Consider the following 18,231-nt stretch of genomic DNA (forward strand, 5'->3'; position numbering starts at 1 on the left):
GCGGCCCACCCGGTGGCGGCGAGGCTCTCCGGCGAGCCGTCGAATCCGTTGGACGATGATGCGGTCTCCCACGGCGGCTTTCATGTCGTCGTCCTCCCTGGCCGGGTTCGGGGCCGGGCCCGGCTGTGGTCCTTCTTCCACGGCACCACCGAACACGGGCCACGGCTGGGGCCGGACGGTCCCCGGTGTCGGGCTCGCCCGGCCCATCAGAGGTGGAAGCGCCGGGTCTCGCCGGGCCGGATCGTCGCCTCGATCCCGCGCAGGCGGATCCGGACCGGCTCCTGGCGGTCCTCGCGCAGGCTCACCGTGACCGTACGGCGGTCGACGGCGATCGCGAGGCCCCAGTGGCCCCGGTAGCGCAGGTCCAGGTCGAGCCGGCCGAGGGCGGAGGGCAGGCGCGGGTCGAGCCAGAGCGCGTCCTCGCGGACCTCCAGGCCGGTGTAGCAGCGCTGCAACAGGTCGACCGCGCCCGCCATGGCGCCCAGGTGGACGCCCTCCGCCGTGGTGCCGTGCTGACTGTCGCGCAGGTCCGCCACCAGGGCGTCGCGGAAGTACCGCCAGGAGGCGCGGCGGTCGGAGCGGGTGAGCACCCAGGCGTGCACCACCGAGCTGAGCGTCGAGCCGTGGACGGTGCGCCGCAGGTAGTAGTCGGTCGTGCGGCGCAGCAGCTCGTGGTCGGCCGGGTGGCCGAGGCGGCGCAGCAGGTCGCGCACCTCGCGGGCGGAGAACAGGTACCAGAGCATCAGCGCGTCGGCCTGTTTGGAGGCCTTGTACCGGTTGACGGTGTCGCCTTCGGCCTCCAGGATCCGGTCGAGCCGGCGCAGGTCCGGGTAACGGAGCCGGTACGACTGCCAGTCGAGTTCGGCGAGCCGTTCGTAGCCGTCGAACTGGCTGAGGACGCCGTCGTGGAACGGCACGTGCAGGTGCCGTCCGACCTCCTGCCAGCGGTCCAGCTCCGGGTCGTCGAGGGCCAGACGCTCGCGCAGTTCGTCGCGGCGGTAGCCGGGCAGGACGTCCAGGGCGTCCTGGGCGCGGGCCAGCACCCAGGACGCCAGGACGTTGGTGTACCCGTTGTCGTCCAGGCCCGGTCGGCTTTCCCAGGGGTAGGCGTCGTGGTACTCGTCGGGGCCGAGCACACCGCGGATCGACCAGTGCTCCCGGGTCCGGTCGTAGGTGGCCGTGGAGGACCAGAAGCGGGCGATCTCCAGCAGTGTCTCGGCGCCGGCCGAGGCGAGGAAGTCCCGGTCCCCGGTGGCCTGGTAGTACTGCCAGATGTTGTACGCGACCGCCGAGCCGACGTGCCTCTGCAGGTGGCTGTGGTCAGGCAGCCAGCGGCCGGACAGCGGGTTGAGGTGCAGTTGCTGGGACTCCTCCCGCCCGTCGCCGGCGCTCTGCCACGGGTACATCGCGCCGCGCAGCCCGACCTCGCGGGCCTGATGGCGGGCGGCGTCCAGGCGGCGGTGGCGGTAGCGGAGCACGGCCCGGGCCAGTTCGGGGAAGCGGAGGTTGAGCAGCCGCAGCACGAACAGCTCGTCCCAGAAGACGTGTCCCCGGTACGCCTCGCCGTGCAGTCCCCGGGCCGGGATGCCGACGTCCAGGTCGACGGAGTGTTCGGAGTACGTCTGGAGCAGGTGGAACAGGTTCAGGTGCAGCGGACCGACGTCGTCGACGTCGGCCTCGATCCCGCAGCGGCGCCACAACTCCGCCCAGCGCAGGACGTGTTCGGCGAGCATCTGCTCGAAGTCGCCGGCCTCGGCGGCGAGCACGAGGGAAGCCCGCAGCGGGGTCTCGATCGCCCGGTCGCGGGAGGTGTGCACGGCGACCGTCTTCGTGACGGCGACGGGTCGGCCGCGCTCGGCGTCCAGGGTGAGGAGGTGGGCCGCCCAGCCCTCACGGGACTCCGCCGCGACCTCCGCCCGCGCCGCACCGGCCCTCGTCCGGGCGGACAGGGCGATCCTCAGCGGGGAGTTGGCCGCGTCGGCCTCCAGCCAGAGCAGTCCGTCCCCGTTCACCCCCTGCCCGGCCGGGACGAGGTGCCGCTCGACCAGCCCCCGGTAGCGGGCGACCCCGGTGTTGGCGACGTCGCCGTCCAGACCCGACCGGACCTCCAGCGGGCCGGACCAGTTCTCCGGAGTGAAGGTGCTCTCCAGCGCGAGCAGGTGCGGCCGGGCCTGGCTGGCGAAGCGGCGCTGCACCAGCCGGGTCCGCCGTCCCCGCTCGTCGACGAGGAGGGCGGTGCGGGTGAGCAGCCCCCGTCGCAGGTCCAACTCCAGGGTCTGTTCGGCGGGTGGTCCGGTGAACCACGTCCCGCCCGCCGGGCGGAACGTCAGCGGCAGCCAGTTCGGGCAGTTGACCAGGTCCTCGTTGGTGACCACGCGCCCTGCGACCGCCGACTCCGCCCGGTCGTAGCAGCCGGCCAGGTACGTCCCCGGGTAGTGCACCCCGTCGGCCACCGCCTCCGGTGCGGCGCCCCGGCTGACCACGTACCCGTTGCCGACCGCGCACAGCGCCTCCCGCATCCCCTCCTCGCCCGGGACGAAGCCCCGGTAGCGGAGCGTCCACGGGTCCGGCATGTCGGGATACCTCGCCGGCGGGTCTGCTGCCACCACCTGACCTCCGTGCCGACCGGTCTCCCTCCAAGTCTGCCCACCGCGCCGCCGCGCCGCCTCACAGAGCGCGGGCGAGCACCCGGCAGGACCGGTCGGCAACCCGGCACCACACCCGGGCGATCCCCCCGAGGACGAGGTACCACCCGACGCCGAAGGGCAGGGCGATGGCGAACCAGGACGGGGGCGCCAGCTCTCCTGGCCGCCGGGCGCCCTCGCGGGCCCAGCGGCGGCACCGCTCGACACCCCGGCGGGTCCACCCGGTGGAGCGGTCGGCGCGCTCGGACCAGCGGGCCGCGGCGCGCAGCAGCCCGGTGTGGCGGCCGTCGCGCCGGCGGGCGGTCGCGGTGGTGGTTCGGCCGTGGCGGGCCATCGGACAGGTCCCTTCGTGCCGGGTCGCCGGGTCGCCGGGTCAGCGCCGCGCCGGTGCCAGGCGTGCCGCCAGGCGCTCCGGGAGGGCGTCCCGGTTCGCCGGGGTGAGTCGAAGGAGCTCGATGTCGGCGCGGCGCTTGAGGGCGTCGGTGAACGCGGCGTGCTGCGCCTGCACGGTGGCCACGACGTCGGCATCGGCGGCGAACAGCGCTCGGAGGGCCTCCTCGAACGGCGGGTACGCCAGCTCCATCCGCCCGAGCTCGTCGACGAGGACCAGCGTCCCCGCCGACCACACCAGGGACGGCAACGCCAGGCGTGCCATGACCTCCAGGTCGACACCGTAGCGTCCGACCCGCGGCGGCCCCGGGAAGTCGACGTGGGCGAGCACGGCACGCTGGCCCGCGAGCGTTTCCAGGGCGAAGCCGACCCGGCGGCCGCCCGTACGGATCTCTTCCGTGGTGAAGCCGGTGGTGTCCCGGGTCGGCACGAGCGCCGCGAGCCGTCGGATCGCGGTGGTCTTCCCGCTGCCGGGGCGCCCCTCCAGCAGGATCCTGGTCGGCATCGCAGGCTCCGTTGCGAGGACCGCGGACGGGCGGTCGGGTGGTGGGTGGTCCTGTCACCAGCGTGTCCCCCGACCGGCCCGGGCCGCAACGCCGGTCGGCGGACCGGCCGGGGCCGGCCGGTCCGTCCTCGCCCGGGACCAGGCCGGGACCGCCGGGGACCCGGCCGGGCCACGGCGTACCGTGACCCGGCCAAGTCCAGCTGCCCTCAGGAGGGTTGAGCCGTCCTCAGCCCTCGGTGAAGACGAGGTCCTCGGGCGCGGCGATCATCCGGACCGCCGTGTCGCCGTTGACGATCTCGACCAGCGGCTTGAGGCTCAGCTCCTGGGTGCCGGCCGGCTCGATCACCAGCTCGTCCCCGCCGCCGGCCAGGAACGTGGGGAAGCCGTTCAGCGACGGCCCCACCAGGTTGAAGTGGTCCACCAGCCGCCGGAACAGCTTCGGCAGGATGACCACGTCGCCGGTGAGCGAGGACATGCCGGTGATGACCGCCCCGTCGGGCGAGTTGGTGACGTCCGAGGGCCAGAGCCCGAGACCGGCCGCGCGGGCCTGCTGTGCGACGGCGGCCATCTCGGCCCGCAGCTCGGGGAAGAAGCCCTTGTAGAAGGTCGGGTAGGCCAGGCCGGTGGCGAGCATGTGGTGGTTGGCGGTGGTGCGCAGCAGCGGCACGTCCACGTTGACCTGGCTGCCGTCGGGGCTCGGCGGCGCGCCGACGCCGAGCAGCGCGACGCAGCGGCCGAACTTGTCGGCGCCCTTGGTGAGGATGAAGCCGGGCGTCTCCTTGGGGGAGGCGTCGGTGACGGTCTCGCCGTTGTGCCGCACGCCGGTGAACCCCAGGAAGGAGAGCAGTTCCTCGGCCGCCCGGTGGGCGAACTCCAGCGGCTGGTGGACATTCGGACCGGTCCGGCTGTAGTGCGTTTCCAGGGCGTCGATGGCCTCCAGTCGGAGCCGGACGGTGCCCTTGTCGACCTTGACCGGACACCCGTCGACCTTGTCGAAGGCCTTCGGGTCGGTCGGCTTGAAGGCGACGGTGTCGCCGTCCGGCTGGAGGCCCAGCACCTGGTACGAACCCTGGATCAGCGTCAGCGTCATGACAGCCCCTCGGGGAGGTGGGTGGAGCCGCCTGCTCCGTCGGCGTGTGCCGGTCCGCGGCGGTGCGCGGTGACCGTCGGTGACGCCTTCGGCACGGTGGCGGCGGAGGCGTCGCCACCCTACGTTCGTGTCCGATCGACTGCAATCACCCCGCGCCGCGTGCCGCCGCGCTGGTGGCGCCGGGCGGGTCGAGCGGTCTATAGGCTTGTCCGACCGTGGATTTGGGGAGGGGCGCGATGGCGCGGGTGGTCTGTGTGCATGGGGTCGGCAAGCAGCAGCTCGGGGAGGAGCAGCTGTTGAAGGACTGGCTGCCCGCTCTGCGCGACGGCCTCGCCCGGGCCGGCGCGCCGGGCCTGCTGGGCGCCGACGAGGTCGCGATGGCCTACTACGGCGACCTGTTCCTGCCGCCGGGCCGCACGCTCTCCGGTGCCGACCCGTACCCGTACCTCACCGCGGCGGACGTCCAACCCGGTTGGGAGACCGAGCTGCTGATGGCCTGGTGGGCGGCGGCCGCTGAGGCCGAACCGCAGGTCGTGGGCCCCGGCGCGAACGGCACGCTGGGTGGGGTCGGCGCGCCCGTGCAGCGGGGGCTGCTCGCACTCTCCCAGGCGCGGTTCTTCGCCGGGATGGCCGAGCGCGCGCTGATCAGCGATCTGCGGCAGCTGCGGCGGTACCTGCGGGAGCCGGAGGTGCGCAGCGCCGCGACGGCCCGGGTCCAGGCCCTGATCGGCCCGGACACCGAGGCGGTGGTGGCGCACTCGCTGGGCTCGGTGGTGGCCTACGAGGCGCTGTGCGCGCTGCCGGGCCACCGGGTGCGGTCCTTCGTCACGCTCGGCTCGCCGCTGGGCATCCCGAACCTCGTCTTCGACCGGCTGCTGCCCGAGCCGGCCGACGGCCGCGGCGCCTGGCCCGGCGGGACGGCGCTGACCTGGACGAACGTCGCGGACGCCCGGGACGTCGTGGCGCTGGTCAAGGACCTGCGGCCGCGGTTCGGCGACGGCGTGGTCTGCCACCTGGTCCCCAACGGGTCGCACGCCCACGACGCCACCCACTACCTCGGCAAGGCGGAGACGGGTGCGGCACTCGCGGCGGCGCTCCGGTGAGCACCTTCCCCAGCTCGGCGGGGGAGCCCGGCGGGATCCGCGGCCAGGAACCCCGGCGCTTCCTGATCGCGACCGCGGTGGCCCACCACCAGCGCTCGCCCGAGGGCGACCGGCCCGGTCTGGTCCAGGCCCGCCAGCAGATCATCGACCTGTTCACCCGCCGGCTCGGCTACACCCACGTCAGCGACCTCGGGCTCGACCCCGACCGCAACACGCTGCTCGACCACCTCTACCGGTTCGCCGCCGATCCCGACCGGCGCCCCGACGACATCGTGGCCGTCTACCTGGCCGGGCACGGCCAACTCCTCGGCTCCGGGCCGCGCCGGCACGTGTTCTTCCCCGCCGACGCCGACCTGAGCAGGCCCCAACTGGCCCTGCCCACGGCCCAGATCGCGACGGCGCTGACCGATGACACGAAGATCACCCAGCTGCTGCTGATGATCGATTCCTGTCACGCGGGCCAGGGCGGCGGGGACGCCATGGGGGCGGCGCTGGAGAGCCTTCGGCGCAGCATCGACGACGACCCCTCGGGCATCGCCGTCATCGCCTCCGCGCAACCCGCCCAGCTCGCGCTCGAAGGGGCGTTCCCCGAGCTGCTGGCCGCCGCCGTCGAGAGCCACACCCTGGCCGGCACCCGGCCCCGCAGCCTCGACCTGGGCGCCCTGGTCGCGCACATGAACGCCGACCCGGCCAAGCCGCCCACCCAGCGCATCGAGTGGGACGCGGCGCGGCTCGGCGGTGTCGTCCCGGACTTCTTCCCCAACCCGCGCCACCACGCCGGGCCGCGCGCGCTGGACCTCGCCGTCCAGAACGCGGTCGCCTGGGACGCGGAGGAGCGGCGCCGCGAAACCGAGTTCAACCAGCGGATGCTCGTCCGGGCGATGGCCGCGTTCGGCCACGACGCGCGGTGGTGGTTCGCCGGGCGCCGGAGCGCGGTGGGCGCGGTCGCCCGCTGGCTCGCCCGTCCCGACCCGACCAGCCCCGCGCTGGTGGTCACGGCGGGCCCCGGCTCCGGCAAGACGGCCGTGCTCGGCCTGACCGCCGCGCTGGCCCACCCCGAGCACCGGGCCACCGTGCCGCTGGACGCGCTGGGCCTGGCCGCACCCGGCGACGTCCCGGACCAGGGCTCGGTCGACGTCACCATCTTCGCGCAGTCCCTCAGCAACGAGGACGTGCTGCGCGGGCTCGCGGCCGCGGCCCGCACCTCGGCCCGCACCCCCGCGGACCTGGTGGACGCCCTGGCCGGACGGGCGCGCCCGTTCACCGCCATCATCGACGCGGTCGACGAGGCGTCGACCCCGGACACCCTGCTCACCCAGCTCGTCCGGCCGCTGCTGGAACACGGACAGGGGCGGCTGCGGCTGCTGCTGGGGACCAGGCCGCACCTGCTGCGCCACCTGCCACCCGGCGTGCGCCTGCTCGACCTCGACGGTCCCGAGCACCGCGACCCGGCCGCGGTGGCCCAGTACGTGCTGCGGGCACTGCTGGAGTCCCACCCCGGAAGCCCCTACCTCGCCCTTCCGCCGGGACGGACCGTCCGGGTGGCGAAGGCCGTCGCGACGGCCGCGGGCCCGTCGTTCCTGGTCGCCCGGATCGTCGCGGGCACGCTCGCTGCCGAGCCGGGCCCGGCCGACCCGGACGACCCCGCCTGGGTGGCCGCGCTGCCGCGCACCGCGGACGACGCGATGGCCCGCGACCTCGACCGACGGCTCGGGGCGGACGCCGTCCGGGCCCGCGAGCTGTTGCGGCCGCTCGCGTACGGCGAGGGGCAGGGCCTGCCCTGGGAGGACGTCTGGGCACCCCTCGCCGCCGCCGTCGCCGGCCGGCCGTTCACCAACGCGGACCTGTTCTGGCTCAAGCACCACGCCGGTTCCTACGTGGTGGAGGCGACCGAGGGCGGCCGCTCGGCCTACCGGCTCTACCACATGGCGCTGGACGAGCACCTGCGCCGGGGCGTCGACGAGCGGAGCGTGCAACACGCCTTCGTGGACGTCCTGTTGGGGACGGTGCCGCGCGCGATGACCGGCGAGCGGGACTGGGCCAGGGCGCACCCGTACGTCCTGCGGCACCTGGCGACGCACGCGGTGCGGGCCGGGCGGGTCGACGAACTCCTCGACGACCTCGGCTACCTGGCCGCCGCGGCGCCCGACACCCTACTGCGGGCGCTCGGCGAGGTGACCACGGAGTGGGGCCGGCGCATCGCGGCGGCGTACCGGATCTCGGCCGGGCGGCACGCCGCGCTGCCGGCCGCCGACCGGCGGCTGGTGCTCGCGCTGGACGCCCTGCGCAACCAGGACGCCGAACTGGCCCGGCGGCTGGCCGGACCGCACCCGTGGCGCCTGCGCTGGGCCACCGGGGCCCAGGTCAGCCCCGCGCTGCGGGCCACGCTGGCGGGGCACACGGGCTGGGTGTTCGGCGTGGCGTGCGCGGTGGTCGAGGGCGTGCCGGTCGCGGTCACGTGCAGTTCGGACGACACGCTGAAGGTCTGGGACCTCGTCACCAACCGTGAGCTGCGCACCCTGGTCGGGCACCGGGCCACCGTGGACGCGGTGGCGTGTGCCGTGGTGGACGGACGGCCGCTGGCCGTGAGCGGCTCCCGCGACGGGACGGCCCGGGTCTGGGACCTCGGCACCGGCGAGGAGTTGGCGGTTCTGCGCGGCCACGGGGACCGGGGGCACAAGACGTTCCGGGACGACACGGTGTTCGCGGTGGCGTTCGCGGTGGTCGACGGGGAGACGGTGGTGGTCACTGGCGGCGCGGACGGCACCGTCCGGGTGTGGAACTGGCCTTCAGCCACGGCGCGGCACGTGATCGCGGCGCACGACGGGTTCGTCCAAGCGCTCGCCTGCCACGTCGTGGACGGTGTGCCGGTCGTGGTGTCGGGCGGCCGGGACAGCCGGGTGCGGGTGTGGGACCTGCGCTCGGGCGCCGAGCGGACGGCCTTCGACATCGGGGAGTACTGGATCGACGATCTGGCCCCGGTCGTGGTGGACGGCCTGCCGGTGGTGGTCGGGAGCGTCGGCGGCTTCCTGCGCCTGTGGGATCTGACCGGCGGCGGGCGCCACCGGATCGTTCCCATGGACGGAGAGAGCGAGAGGACCACGGCGCTGGCCGTCACCGAGTTGGACGGGGCCGTGGTGGCCGTGTGCGGTGAGGCCAACGGCCCGGCGTCGGTCTGGAGTCTCACGGACCATGCCGAGCCGCGCCGGTTGAGCGGGCACACCAATATCGTGTATTCGGCGGCGTGTACCGATGTCTCCGGACTACCGGTCGCGATCACGGGCGGGTACGACGGGGAGGTACGGGTGTGGGACCTCACGCGCGCCACGCTCCGCCGGGAGCATGCCGGTCACACCGGGACCGTCTGCTCCGTCGCTCTCCTGGCCCGGGACGGCCGGCCGCTCGTGGCCTCCGGCGGTACGGACGGCCACGCCTGGGTGTGGGACCTGACAACCGGTGAAGCGGTGGCCTCCTTCGCGGCGGGCTCGTCCGTCTACGACCTTGCGCACTGCGTGGTGCTGGACGGAGAGCTCCTGGTGGCCTGCCAGGACCGCTCGGCCGCGGGCGTCCGCGTCAGCGACCCGTTCAGCGGGGCGACGGTGGGCTTTCTGGCCACCAGCGACATCAACGCGTACGTGTACGGCTGCATGTCCCTGCGTGGACGGCCGACGGTCCTCGTCGAGGCCGACGGGGCGCTTCGGGCCTACGACCTGGAGACGGGTCGGCAGATGTCTAGTCTTGAGGGTTCTCCGCACCCCGGCGGACGCGCCCTCGGCGCCCGGATCGGCGGCGAGGACGTCGTCGTGGTCATCGGGCTGGGTCGTCCCGACGGGCCCGAGGAGCCGGACTTCGGGCGCGACCACCTGACCGCCTGGTACCTCGACACCGGCGTGCTGCGACACTGCGCGGACGTCGACACGGGCTCGGTGACCGCGCTCGCCCTCACCGAGTCGGCAGAGGGGTCCTTCCTGCTCTACGGCACCGGGTCCGGGGAGGTGCGCCGCTGGGACTGCACCTCGGACGAGGGCCGACCGGTGGTCACCACGCCCTCGAAGGTGTGGGCCCTGGCCGGTCGTGAGATCGACGGCTTCCTACGGGTGGCTACGGCAGGCCAGGACGACACCGTGCGGCTCTGGGACGCCGCCAGCGGCACGGAGCTCGGCCACTGGCCCTTCCCCTATCGCGTCCAGATGCTGGCGATGGCCGAGGACGGCGCCATCGTCGTCGCGACCGGCCACGAGGTGGTCGTGCTCGACCCCGGCCGCCGGTGAACCGCGACCGCAGAAGAGCGGCCGCTCAGCCCGCGCAGGACGGGCAGAGGCCGCGGTAGACGACCTCGGCGTCGGAGACGGTGAAGCCGAAGCGCTGCTCCGCCGGGAGGTCGGCGAGCGGGTTGCCGGTGGGGTGGACGTCGCGGATGGTGCCGCAGCCGGTGCAGATCAGGTGCTGGTGGGGCTGGTGGGCGTTGGGGTCGTACCGCTTGGCACGGCCGTCGGTGGCGACCTCGGTGACCTCACCGAGGGTGACGAGCTCGCCCAGGGTGTTGTAGACGGTGGCGCGGGAGATCTCGGGCAGCCGCTGGGCCGCCCGGGCGTGCACCTCGTCGGCGGTCAGGTGGACGTGCTCGCCGTCGAGGACCTCGGCCACGACACGCCGCTGGGAGGTGAGACGCCAGCCGCGTCCGCGCAGCCGCTCCAGCAGGTCACTCATATCGGTTCACCTATTCAGGTCAATGGGAAGACCGGAGTTTATCAACCGCTTTCCGGTTCCTGATCGGATATGGGTTTGGTGTCTTTCTTGACTTGGATTGGGTCCATCGTAGGATCGGCTCCGGCGATAGCCTAGGTACCAGGAAGACACCGTGATCCGCCGTGTAGGGAAGGATTCCCATGTCTGAGAACCACGATGCAACCGGCGTACAGGCGAAGGCGGAGGGCGCGGGCGGCTGCCCGGTGGCCCACGACGGGCGCGCGCCGCATCCCACCCAGGGCGGCGGGAACCGCCAGTGGTGGCCGGAACGGCTCAACCTGAAGATCCTCGCGAAGAACCCGGCCGTGGCCAACCCGCTCGGCGGGGAATTCGACTACGCCGCGGCGTTCAACACCCTCGACCTCCCGGCGGTCAAGCGCGACATCGCCGAGGCCCTCACCACCTCGCACGACTGGTGGCCCGCCGACTACGGGCACTACGGCCCGTTCATCATCCGCATGGCGTGGCACAGCGCGGGCACCTACCGGATCAGCGACGGCCGCGGCGGCGCCGGCGCCGGCCAGCAGCGCTTCGCCCCGCTCAACAGCTGGCCGGACAACGCCAACCTGGACAAGGCCCGCCGCCTGCTGTGGCCGGTGAAGAAGAAGTACGGCCGCAACCTCTCCTGGGCCGACCTGATGATCCTGGCCGGCAACGTCGCGCTGGAGAGCATGGGCTTCGACACCTTCGGCTTCGGCGGCGGCCGCGTCGACGAGTGGGAGCCCGACGAGGACGTCTACTGGGGCCCGGAGACCACCTGGCTGGCCGACGAGCGCTACACCGGCGACCGCGAGCTGGAGAACCCGCTCGCCGCCGTCCAGATGGGCCTCATCTACGTCAACCCCGAAGGCCCGAACGGCAACCCGGACCCGATCGCCGCGGCCCGCGACATCCGTGAGACCTTCCGCCGGATGGCGATGAACGACGAGGAGACCGTCGCGCTGATCGCCGGCGGCCACACCTTCGGCAAGACCCACGGCGCCGGCCCCGCCGACAACGTCGGCCTCGACCCCGAGGCCGCGCCGCTGGAGCAGCAGGGCCTCGGCTGGAAGAGCGCCTTCCGCACCGGCGTCGGCGGCGACGCGATCACCTCCGGCCTGGAGGGCGCCTGGACGCCCACCCCGGTCACCTGGGACAACAGCTTCTTCGAGACCCTGTTCGGCTACGAGTGGGAGCTGACCAAGAGCCCGGCCGGCGCGTACCAGTACAAGCCGAAGGACGGCGCGGGCGCGGACACCGTCCCGGACGCGCACGACCCGGCGAAGCGGCACGCCCCGACGATGCTCACCACCGACCTGTCGCTGCGCCTGGACCCGGTCTACGAGCCCATCTCCCGGCGCTTCCTGGAGCACCCCGAGCAGTTCGCCGACGCCTTCGCCCGCGCCTGGTTCAAGCTGACCCACCGCGACATGGGCCCGGTCGTCCGCTACCTCGGCCCCGAGGTCCCGACCGAGCCGCTGCTGTGGCAGGACCCGCTGCCGGCCGTCACCCACCAGGGGATCGACGCGGCGGACGTCGCCGTGCTCAAGCAGAAGATCGCCGCCACCGGCCTCTCCGTCGCCGAGCTGGTCTCCACCGCCTGGGCGGCCGCCTCGTCCTTCCGCGGCAGCGACAAGCGCGGCGGTGCCAACGGCGGGCGGATCCGCCTCCAGCCGCAGATCGGCTGGGAGGTCAACGAGCCGGACCGGCTGGCCTCGGTGCTGCGCACCCTGGAGGGCGTGCAGCAGGAGTTCAACGCGCAGGCCGGTGCCAAGCAGGTCTCGCTGGCCGACCTGGTCGTGCTGGCCGGCGGCGTCGGCGTGGAGCAGGCCGCGAAGGCGGCCGGCCACACCGTCGAGGTGCCGTTCTCGCCCGGCCGGGTGGATGCCGCGCAGGAGCAGACGGACGTCGAGTCCTTCGCCAACCTGGAGCCCGCCGCCGACGGCTTCCGCAACTACGTCGGCAAGGGCAACCGGCTGCCGGCCGAGTACCTGCTCCTGGACAAGGCGAACCTGCTGACCCTGAGCGCCCCCGAACTGACCGTCCTGGTCGGCGGCCTGCGCGTGCTGGGCGCCAACCACCAGCAGTCCGCGCTGGGCGTCCTCACCGACAACCCGGGCACGCTGACGAACGACTTCTTCGTCAACCTGCTCGACCTCGACACCGAGTGGAAGGCCACCTCGGAGGACGCGCACACCTTCGAGGCGCGGGACGCCGCCGGCAAGCTCAAGTGGACCGGCAGCCGCGCCGACCTGGTGTTCGGCTCGAACTCCGAGCTGCGCGCGGTCGCCGAGGTCTACGCGAGCGACGACGCCGAGGAGAAGTTCGTGACGGACTTCGTCGCGGCGTGGGTCAAGGTCATGAACCTGGACCGGTTCGACCTGGTCTGATCCCGGCTGGTCGGTTGACGGGAGCCCGGGGCCACGGCCCCGGGCTCCCGTTTGCGTCCTCGTTGCCGTTACCTGGGTTCGGGCGCCGTGCCCACGCTGACCAGGCCGGTCTCGTACGCGGCGACCACCGCCTGGGCCCGGTCCCGCAGGCCGAGCTTGCCGAGGATCCGGGCCACGTGCGTCTTCACCGTCGCCTCGGACAACTGGAGGCGGGCGGCCAGCTCGGCGTTGCTCAGGCCGCGCGCGAGCAGGGACATCACCTCCAGCTCGCGCGGGGTGAGCGTGCCGAGCTCGCGGTGCGGGGCCACCGCGCCGGGCGCGCCCGGGCGGGCGAAGCGCTCGACCAGTCGACGGGTGATGGCCGGGGCCAGCAGCGCGTCCCCGGTACGCACCAGCCGGACGGCGGCGGCCAGGTGCTCCGGGGTGACGTCCTTGAGCAGGAAGCCGCTGGCCCCGGCGGCCATCGCGGCGTAGACGTACTGGTCGAGGTCGAAGGTGGTCAGCATGATCACCCGCGGCGGATCGCCGGCCGGGTCCGCGAGGATGCGTCGGGCGGCCTCCAGCCCGTCGAGCCCGGGCATCCGGATGTCCATCAGGACGACGTCCGGCCGGGTGCGGCGGACGGCGGCGACGGCCTGCTCGCCGTCCTCGGCCTCGGCGGCCACCTCGATCCCCTCCGACTCCAGGATCAGCCGGAACCCGGTGCGGACCAGGGCCTGGTCGTCGGCGACCACCACGCGCAGCGCGTTCTCGTTCACGAACTCTCCAGCGGGATCAGGGCCTTGACGCGGTAGCCGCCGCGCATCCGGGGGCCGGTGTGCAGGGTGCCGCCGTAGACGGCGAGGCGTTCGCGCAGGCCGAGCAGGCCGCGTCCGTTGCCGGTGGCGGCGGCGCCGGTCGGGCGGCCGCCGGTGTCGGTGACCTCCACCCGCAGGTGGTCGGCGGCGTACTCGACGGTCACCGCGGCGTCGGCCCCGCCCGCGTGCTTGACGGTGTTGGTGAGCGCCTCCTGGACGACGCGGTAGGCGGCGAGTTCGACCCCGGGCGGGACGGCGCGGGGCTCCCCGGTGACGGTCAGCTCGACCGGCAGCCCGGCCCGCCGGACGCCCTCGACCAGCGCGCCCAGCCGGTCCAGGCCGGGCTGCGGGCTGAGCTCGACGACCGCGGCGGGGGCGTCCCCGGTCTCCGCGTCGACGGTCAACAGGCCCATCACCTGGCGCAGTTCGGTCATCGCCGCGCGTCCGCCCGCCTCCACCGCGGCCATCGCCTCGCGCGCCTTGTCCGGGGCGGTGTCCAGGATCTTGCGGGCCGCCCCGGCCTGGATCGTCATCATGCTCACGTTGTGGGTCACCACGTCGTGCAACTCCCGGGCGATGCGCGCCCGTTCGAGCTCCACCGCGTGCCGGAGGGCGGCCAGCTGCGCGCGCTCCAGGGCGGACAGCCGCTCGCGCCCCTCGTCCACCCGCCGGCGCCACATCCGCAGCTCGTACGCGACCGCGAAGACCGGGACGAGTACCAGCAGGGCCACCACCGCGTTGGGGAAGTGCGGCAGTTGGGCGGCGTCGAACAGCACCACCAGCACGGCGGCGGCCACCGGAAGACTCGGCAGGACGGCCGCCGGGCGACGCCCGTACGCGGCGGCGCTGTAGGCGGCGACGATGACGACCACGCCCGCCGTGTACGCGATGTCCGCCGACTGGTGCCGGACCAGCAGAGCGGCCGGCAGCACCGTCCAGAGCACCGTCAACGGGTGGCGCCGGCGCAACGCCAGAGGCAGCGGCACGAGCGGGACCAGCGGCATCAGCCCGGTCCAGACGGCCCCGTCCGACTCGCTCGCGGTGGTGACGTAACGGGCGCCGACCAGGGCGAGGAAGAGGGCCAGGGCGGCGTCGAACGCCAGCCCGCGCCGGGTCGGCCGGGGCGGCGGCGTGGCGTCCGGGTCGCTGGTCAGGCGGGCCGCGGCGCGCAGCCGGGCCACCGTCGGGGCGTTGATCACCGGGTCATTGTGGCGGCCCGGCGCCGTCCGGCACAGCCCCGCACCCGGCGGGCGGCCGTACACCCGGCGACTACATCGGAAGGATGACCCCGCGGCACGTACCTCCGACGCGGTACCGAAAGTGCCACGGGCGGCGGACGCGAGCCCCGGCCGCCCGTTCGTACGTTCTTCCCGGCCACTTCGGCAGGCGATGGAGGAGCGGGGATGAGCAGCGGACCGGTGATCGAACTGAGCGGTGTGAGCCGCCACTACGAGGGCGCGCGGGCGGCGTTGGACGAGGTCACGCTGAGCGTGCGAGCGGGGGAGTCGGTGGCCGTGCTCGGCCCGTCCGGCAGCGGGAAGTCCACCCTGCTCAACCTGGTGGCCGGGCTGGACCGGCCGAGCGCGGGGACGGTCACCGTCGCCGGGGTCCGGGTGGACCGGCTGACCGAGGCGGCCTCCGCCCGCTACCGGCGCGGCACGATCGGCATGGTGTTCCAGTTCTTCAACCTGCTGGACGACCTGACCGTGGCCGACAACGTCGCGCTGGCCGGCGAACTGGCCGGCGTCCCGCGCGGCGAGGCCCGGCGCCGCGCCGCCGAGCTGCTGTCCGCGCTCGGCATCGACCGGCACGCCCGCGCCCACCCGGCCCGGCTATCCGGTGGTGAGCGTCAACGCGTCGCGGTGGCACGGGCGTTGATGAACCGACCGGCGCTGCTGCTGGCCGACGAGCCGACCGGCGCGCTGGACTCGGCGGCCGGCGAGGACGTCAAGGAACTGTTCCGGGAGCTGCACGCGGACGGCCAGACCATCCTGCTGGTCACCCACGACCTGACCCTCGCCGAGGACTGCGCCACCCGGACGGTCCGGATGGCCGACGGCCGGATCGCCTCGGACACGGCGGTGGCGGCATGACCGCGCTGGGCAGGGTCGCCCGCGCCGGGGTGCGCCGCCGTCGGACGCAGTCGGTCGCGATCGGGCTGGCCGCATTGGTGGCCACCGCCTCCTCCGTCCTCGGCGGCTCGCTGCTGGTGGCCTCGCAGGAGCCCTTCGAGCACGCCTTCGCGGGCCAGCGCGGAGCCCATCTCACCGCGCGGTTCGACGGCGCCCGGGTGAGCGCCGCCCAGCTCGCGGACTCGGCGCACGCCCCCGGGGTGACCGCGGCCGCCGGGCCGTTCCGCACCGTCACGGTCGATCCCGAGCCCGGCCCCGGCGTGGCCGTCCCGCCCGGCGCGCGGATGGCGCCGATGCTGGTCGCCGGCCGCGCCGATCCAGCCGGCGGGGTGGACGAGGTCACCCTGCTGCGCGGGCGCTGGCCGAGCGGACCGGGGGAGGTGGTGGTCGCCGCCGGGTACGCCGACGCGATCGCGGCGCCCGGCGGCACGCTCCGGCTGCCCGGCCTGCCCGGGGCGCCGACGCTCACCGTGGTCGGCCTGGCCCGGTCGGTCAGCCGCACCGCGGACGCCTGGGTGCTGCCTGGGGGCGTCGCCGCGCTCACCGCGCCCGGCAGCACGCCCGGGTACGAGATGCTGTACCGCTTCGCCGACGCCGCCGACCCTGCCGCGGTGGCCGCCGACCGGAGCGCCGTCGCCGCCGCGGTGCCCGCCGACGCGCTGACCGGTGCCCAGTCCTGGCTGACCGTCAAACAGGGCAGCGACCGCAACACCGCGCTCTTCCTGCCCTTCCTGGTCGCGTTCGGGCTGCTGGGCGTGGTGCTGTCGGTGCTGGTGGCGGGGAACGTGGTGGCCGGCGCGGTCGGCGCCGCCACCCGGCGGATCGGCGTCCTCAAGGCGCTCGGCTGCACCCCCGCCCAGGTGGTCCGCGCCTACCTCGCGCAGGCCCTGGTCCCGGCCGGGATCGGCACGCTGGGCGGTGTGGTCGCGGGCAACCTGCTGACCGTCCCGGTCCTCGCCACCACCGCGCAGCTGTACGGGAGTCCGACCGCCGGGATCGCGCCGTGGGTGGACGTCGCGGTGGCGGGCGGCACCCTGGGGGCGGTGGCCCTCGCCGCCTGGGCGGCCGCGGCCCGTGCCGGACGGCTGCGCACGGTGGACGCGCTCGCCGTCGGCCGTACGGCGGGTGCCACCCGGCGGGACGTGGCGGCCGCCCGCGCCGCCGCGCTGGCCGCCCGGCTGCCGCTGCCCCGGCCGATCGGCCTCGGGCTCGCCCAGCCCTTCGCCCGCCCGGCCCGGGCGGCCGGGATGCTCGCGGCCGTGGCGTTCGGCACCGCCGCGGCGGTCTTCGCGGTGGGCATGGGCGGCTCGCTGGCCTGGGTGCAGGGGGCGAAGAACCATGACACCGCCGATGTCCAGGTGCACCCCGCCCGCCCGGTCGGCCCGGTCCGCCCGGTCGGCCCGGCCGGCCCGGTGCCGTCCGCGCGGCCGGGCGGGGCCGATGCGGCCGCTGCCGATCCGGCCGCGGTCAGCGCCGCCCTGACGGCCCAGCCGGGTACGGCCGCGTCCTACGGCACCGCCACCACGGACGTCACCGTCGCCGGAGTGGCCGGCGCCACCACGGTGTTCGCGTTCGACGGCGACGCGTCCTGGTCCGGCTACCGGATGGTCTCCGGGCGCTGGTTCCAGGGCCCGGGCGAGGCCGTCGCGCCGAGCACCTTTCTGGCCGCGGCGTCGGTGCGGGTCGGCGACCGGGTGACCGTCGAGACCCACGGCACGGCGGTCGTCCTGCGGATCGTCGGGGAAGTGTTCGACCCGCACACGCAGACCGACGAACTGTTCACCGACGTCGCCACCTTCCCGTCCGGGGCGGCCCCGCGGCCCGAGACCTGGTCGGTCAGGCTGAAGCCCGGCACCGAGCGCGCCGCCTACGCGCGCGCCCTCGGCGGCGCGCTCGCCCCGCTCGGCCTGGTGGCCGAGGCCGGCTCACCCGGCGGCTCCAGCGGCGTGATCGCCGCACTGGACGCGCTCACCGGCACGCTGACCCTGCTGCTGGTGCTGGTCGCCGGGCTCGGCGTGCTCAACACCGTCGTCCTGGAGGTCCGGGAGCGGCGGCGGGACCTGGGCGTCGGCAAGGCGCTCGGCATGACCCCGGCACAGACCATGGGCACGGTGCTCGCCTCGGTCGTCCTGGTCGGCCTGCTGGGCGGCGCGGTCGGCCTGCCCGCCGGGCTGGCGCTGCACCGACTGACCGTACCCGCCATGGGCGAGAGCGCCGGGCTCCGCTTCCCGGCCGCGGCCACCGGGGTGTTCGGCACACCGGCGCTGGTGCTGCTCGGCCTCGGTGGTGTGCTGATCGCGGTGCTCGGGGCGCTGCCGCCCGCCTGGGGGACGGCCCGGGCGCGGACCGTCGAGGCGTTGCGCGCGGAGTAGCGGGGGCGGGCCGGGCTGCCCCGGCAGTCGCCGTTCAAACGTGGGGCGTCGTTCGGGCGGGCGTCACCGTCCGGATTCA

At 74.6% G+C, this 18,231-nt stretch carries 12 protein-coding genes; 5 read left to right on the forward strand and 7 right to left on the reverse strand.

The window, feature by feature from the left end:
- Positions 1-206: 206 nt before the first annotated feature.
- From ABTY15_RS09670 to ABTY15_RS09685, 4 genes are all read right to left on the reverse strand, one after another.
- Complete coding sequence (locus ABTY15_RS09670; protein WP_350578907.1) at positions 207-2,573, reverse strand: glycoside hydrolase family 65 protein; 2,367 nt, start codon at positions 2,571-2,573, stop codon at positions 207-209.
- Positions 2,574-2,667: 94 nt separating this feature from the next.
- Complete coding sequence (locus ABTY15_RS09675; RefSeq protein ID WP_350578910.1) at positions 2,668-2,979, reverse strand: hypothetical protein; 312 nt, start codon at positions 2,977-2,979, stop codon at positions 2,668-2,670.
- A 39-nt stretch (positions 2,980-3,018) separates the two neighbouring features.
- Entirely contained in the window at positions 3,019-3,540 is a 522-nt protein-coding gene (locus tag ABTY15_RS09680) for a nucleoside-triphosphatase (RefSeq protein WP_350578913.1), read from the reverse strand.
- A gap of 226 nt (positions 3,541-3,766) precedes the next feature.
- Positions 3,767-4,630, reverse strand: a complete 864-nt coding sequence (locus ABTY15_RS09685) for a thermonuclease family protein (RefSeq protein ID WP_350578915.1) — start codon at positions 4,628-4,630, stop codon at positions 3,767-3,769.
- Between the two features lie 236 nt (positions 4,631-4,866).
- On the opposite strand from ABTY15_RS09685, the gene ABTY15_RS09690 reads away from it, so the two are divergent.
- Positions 4,867-5,733, forward strand: coding sequence for a lipase family protein (locus ABTY15_RS09690; protein ID WP_350578922.1), 867 nt, complete (start codon positions 4,867-4,869; stop codon positions 5,731-5,733).
- Positions 5,730-10,004: a caspase family protein gene (locus ABTY15_RS09695; protein WP_350578925.1), complete on the forward strand. Its 4,275-nt coding sequence runs from the start codon at positions 5,730-5,732 to the stop codon at positions 10,002-10,004. The genes ABTY15_RS09690 and ABTY15_RS09695 overlap by 4 nt, the downstream gene beginning before the upstream one ends.
- 25 nt (positions 10,005-10,029) lie before the next feature.
- Here ABTY15_RS09695 and ABTY15_RS09700 read toward each other — a convergent pair whose 3' ends face one another.
- Positions 10,030-10,443: a Fur family transcriptional regulator gene (locus ABTY15_RS09700; RefSeq protein WP_350578928.1), complete on the reverse strand. Its 414-nt coding sequence runs from the start codon at positions 10,441-10,443 to the stop codon at positions 10,030-10,032.
- Between the two features lie 179 nt (positions 10,444-10,622).
- Between ABTY15_RS09700 and katG the strand changes: the two genes are divergently transcribed.
- A complete protein-coding gene (katG, locus tag ABTY15_RS09705) occupies positions 10,623-12,851 on the forward strand; it encodes a catalase/peroxidase HPI (protein WP_350578931.1) in 2,229 nt (742 codons plus the stop codon).
- 68 nt (positions 12,852-12,919) lie between these two features.
- Here the strand turns inward: katG and ABTY15_RS09710 are convergent, their stop codons facing one another.
- Both ABTY15_RS09710 and ABTY15_RS09715 read right to left on the reverse strand, forming a co-directional pair.
- The gene (locus ABTY15_RS09710; protein ID WP_350578934.1) at positions 12,920-13,609 is read right to left on the reverse strand and encodes a response regulator; all 690 of its coding nucleotides are present in this window, start codon (positions 13,607-13,609) and stop codon (positions 12,920-12,922) included.
- Positions 13,606-14,847: a sensor histidine kinase gene (locus tag ABTY15_RS09715; protein ID WP_350578937.1), complete on the reverse strand. Its 1,242-nt coding sequence runs from the start codon at positions 14,845-14,847 to the stop codon at positions 13,606-13,608. The genes ABTY15_RS09710 and ABTY15_RS09715 overlap by 4 nt, the downstream gene beginning before the upstream one ends.
- A gap of 204 nt (positions 14,848-15,051) precedes the next feature.
- Here ABTY15_RS09715 and ABTY15_RS09720 point away from each other — a divergent pair, with 204 nt between their 5' ends.
- The gene (locus ABTY15_RS09720; protein WP_350578940.1) at positions 15,052-15,741 is read left to right on the forward strand and encodes an ABC transporter ATP-binding protein; all 690 of its coding nucleotides are present in this window, start codon (positions 15,052-15,054) and stop codon (positions 15,739-15,741) included.
- On the forward strand, positions 15,738-18,152 hold the full coding sequence (locus ABTY15_RS09725) for an FtsX-like permease family protein (RefSeq protein ID WP_350578943.1): 2,415 nt from the start codon (positions 15,738-15,740) through the stop codon (positions 18,150-18,152). The genes ABTY15_RS09720 and ABTY15_RS09725 overlap by 4 nt, the downstream gene beginning before the upstream one ends.
- Positions 18,153-18,231 lie beyond the last annotated feature (79 nt).

The sequence above is a fragment of the Kitasatospora sp. NPDC097643 genome, from assembly GCF_040302625.1.
Classification (GTDB): domain Bacteria; phylum Actinomycetota; class Actinomycetes; order Streptomycetales; family Streptomycetaceae; genus Kitasatospora.

Bases quoted from the DNA above. Each gene is read 5' to 3' on its own strand.
- ABTY15_RS09690 (WP_350578922.1), top strand. From the start codon at position 4,867: ATGGCGCGGGTGGTCTGTGTGCATGGGGTCGGCAAGCAGCAGCTCGGG.
- katG (WP_350578931.1), top strand. From the start codon at position 10,623: ATGTCTGAGAACCACGATGCAACCGGCGTACAGGCGAAGGCGGAGGGC.
- ABTY15_RS09720 (WP_350578940.1), top strand. From the start codon at position 15,052: ATGAGCAGCGGACCGGTGATCGAACTGAGCGGTGTGAGCCGCCACTAC.
- ABTY15_RS09685 (WP_350578915.1), bottom strand. From the start codon at position 4,630: ATGACGCTGACGCTGATCCAGGGTTCGTACCAGGTGCTGGGCCTCCAG.
- ABTY15_RS09725 (WP_350578943.1), top strand. From the start codon at position 15,738: ATGACCGCGCTGGGCAGGGTCGCCCGCGCCGGGGTGCGCCGCCGTCGG.
- ABTY15_RS09675 (WP_350578910.1), bottom strand. From the start codon at position 2,979: ATGGCCCGCCACGGCCGAACCACCACCGCGACCGCCCGCCGGCGCGAC.
- ABTY15_RS09700 (WP_350578928.1), bottom strand. From the start codon at position 10,443: ATGAGTGACCTGCTGGAGCGGCTGCGCGGACGCGGCTGGCGTCTCACC.
- ABTY15_RS09680 (WP_350578913.1), bottom strand. From the start codon at position 3,540: ATGCCGACCAGGATCCTGCTGGAGGGGCGCCCCGGCAGCGGGAAGACC.
- ABTY15_RS09670 (WP_350578907.1), bottom strand. From the start codon at position 2,573: ATGCCGGACCCGTGGACGCTCCGCTACCGGGGCTTCGTCCCGGGCGAG.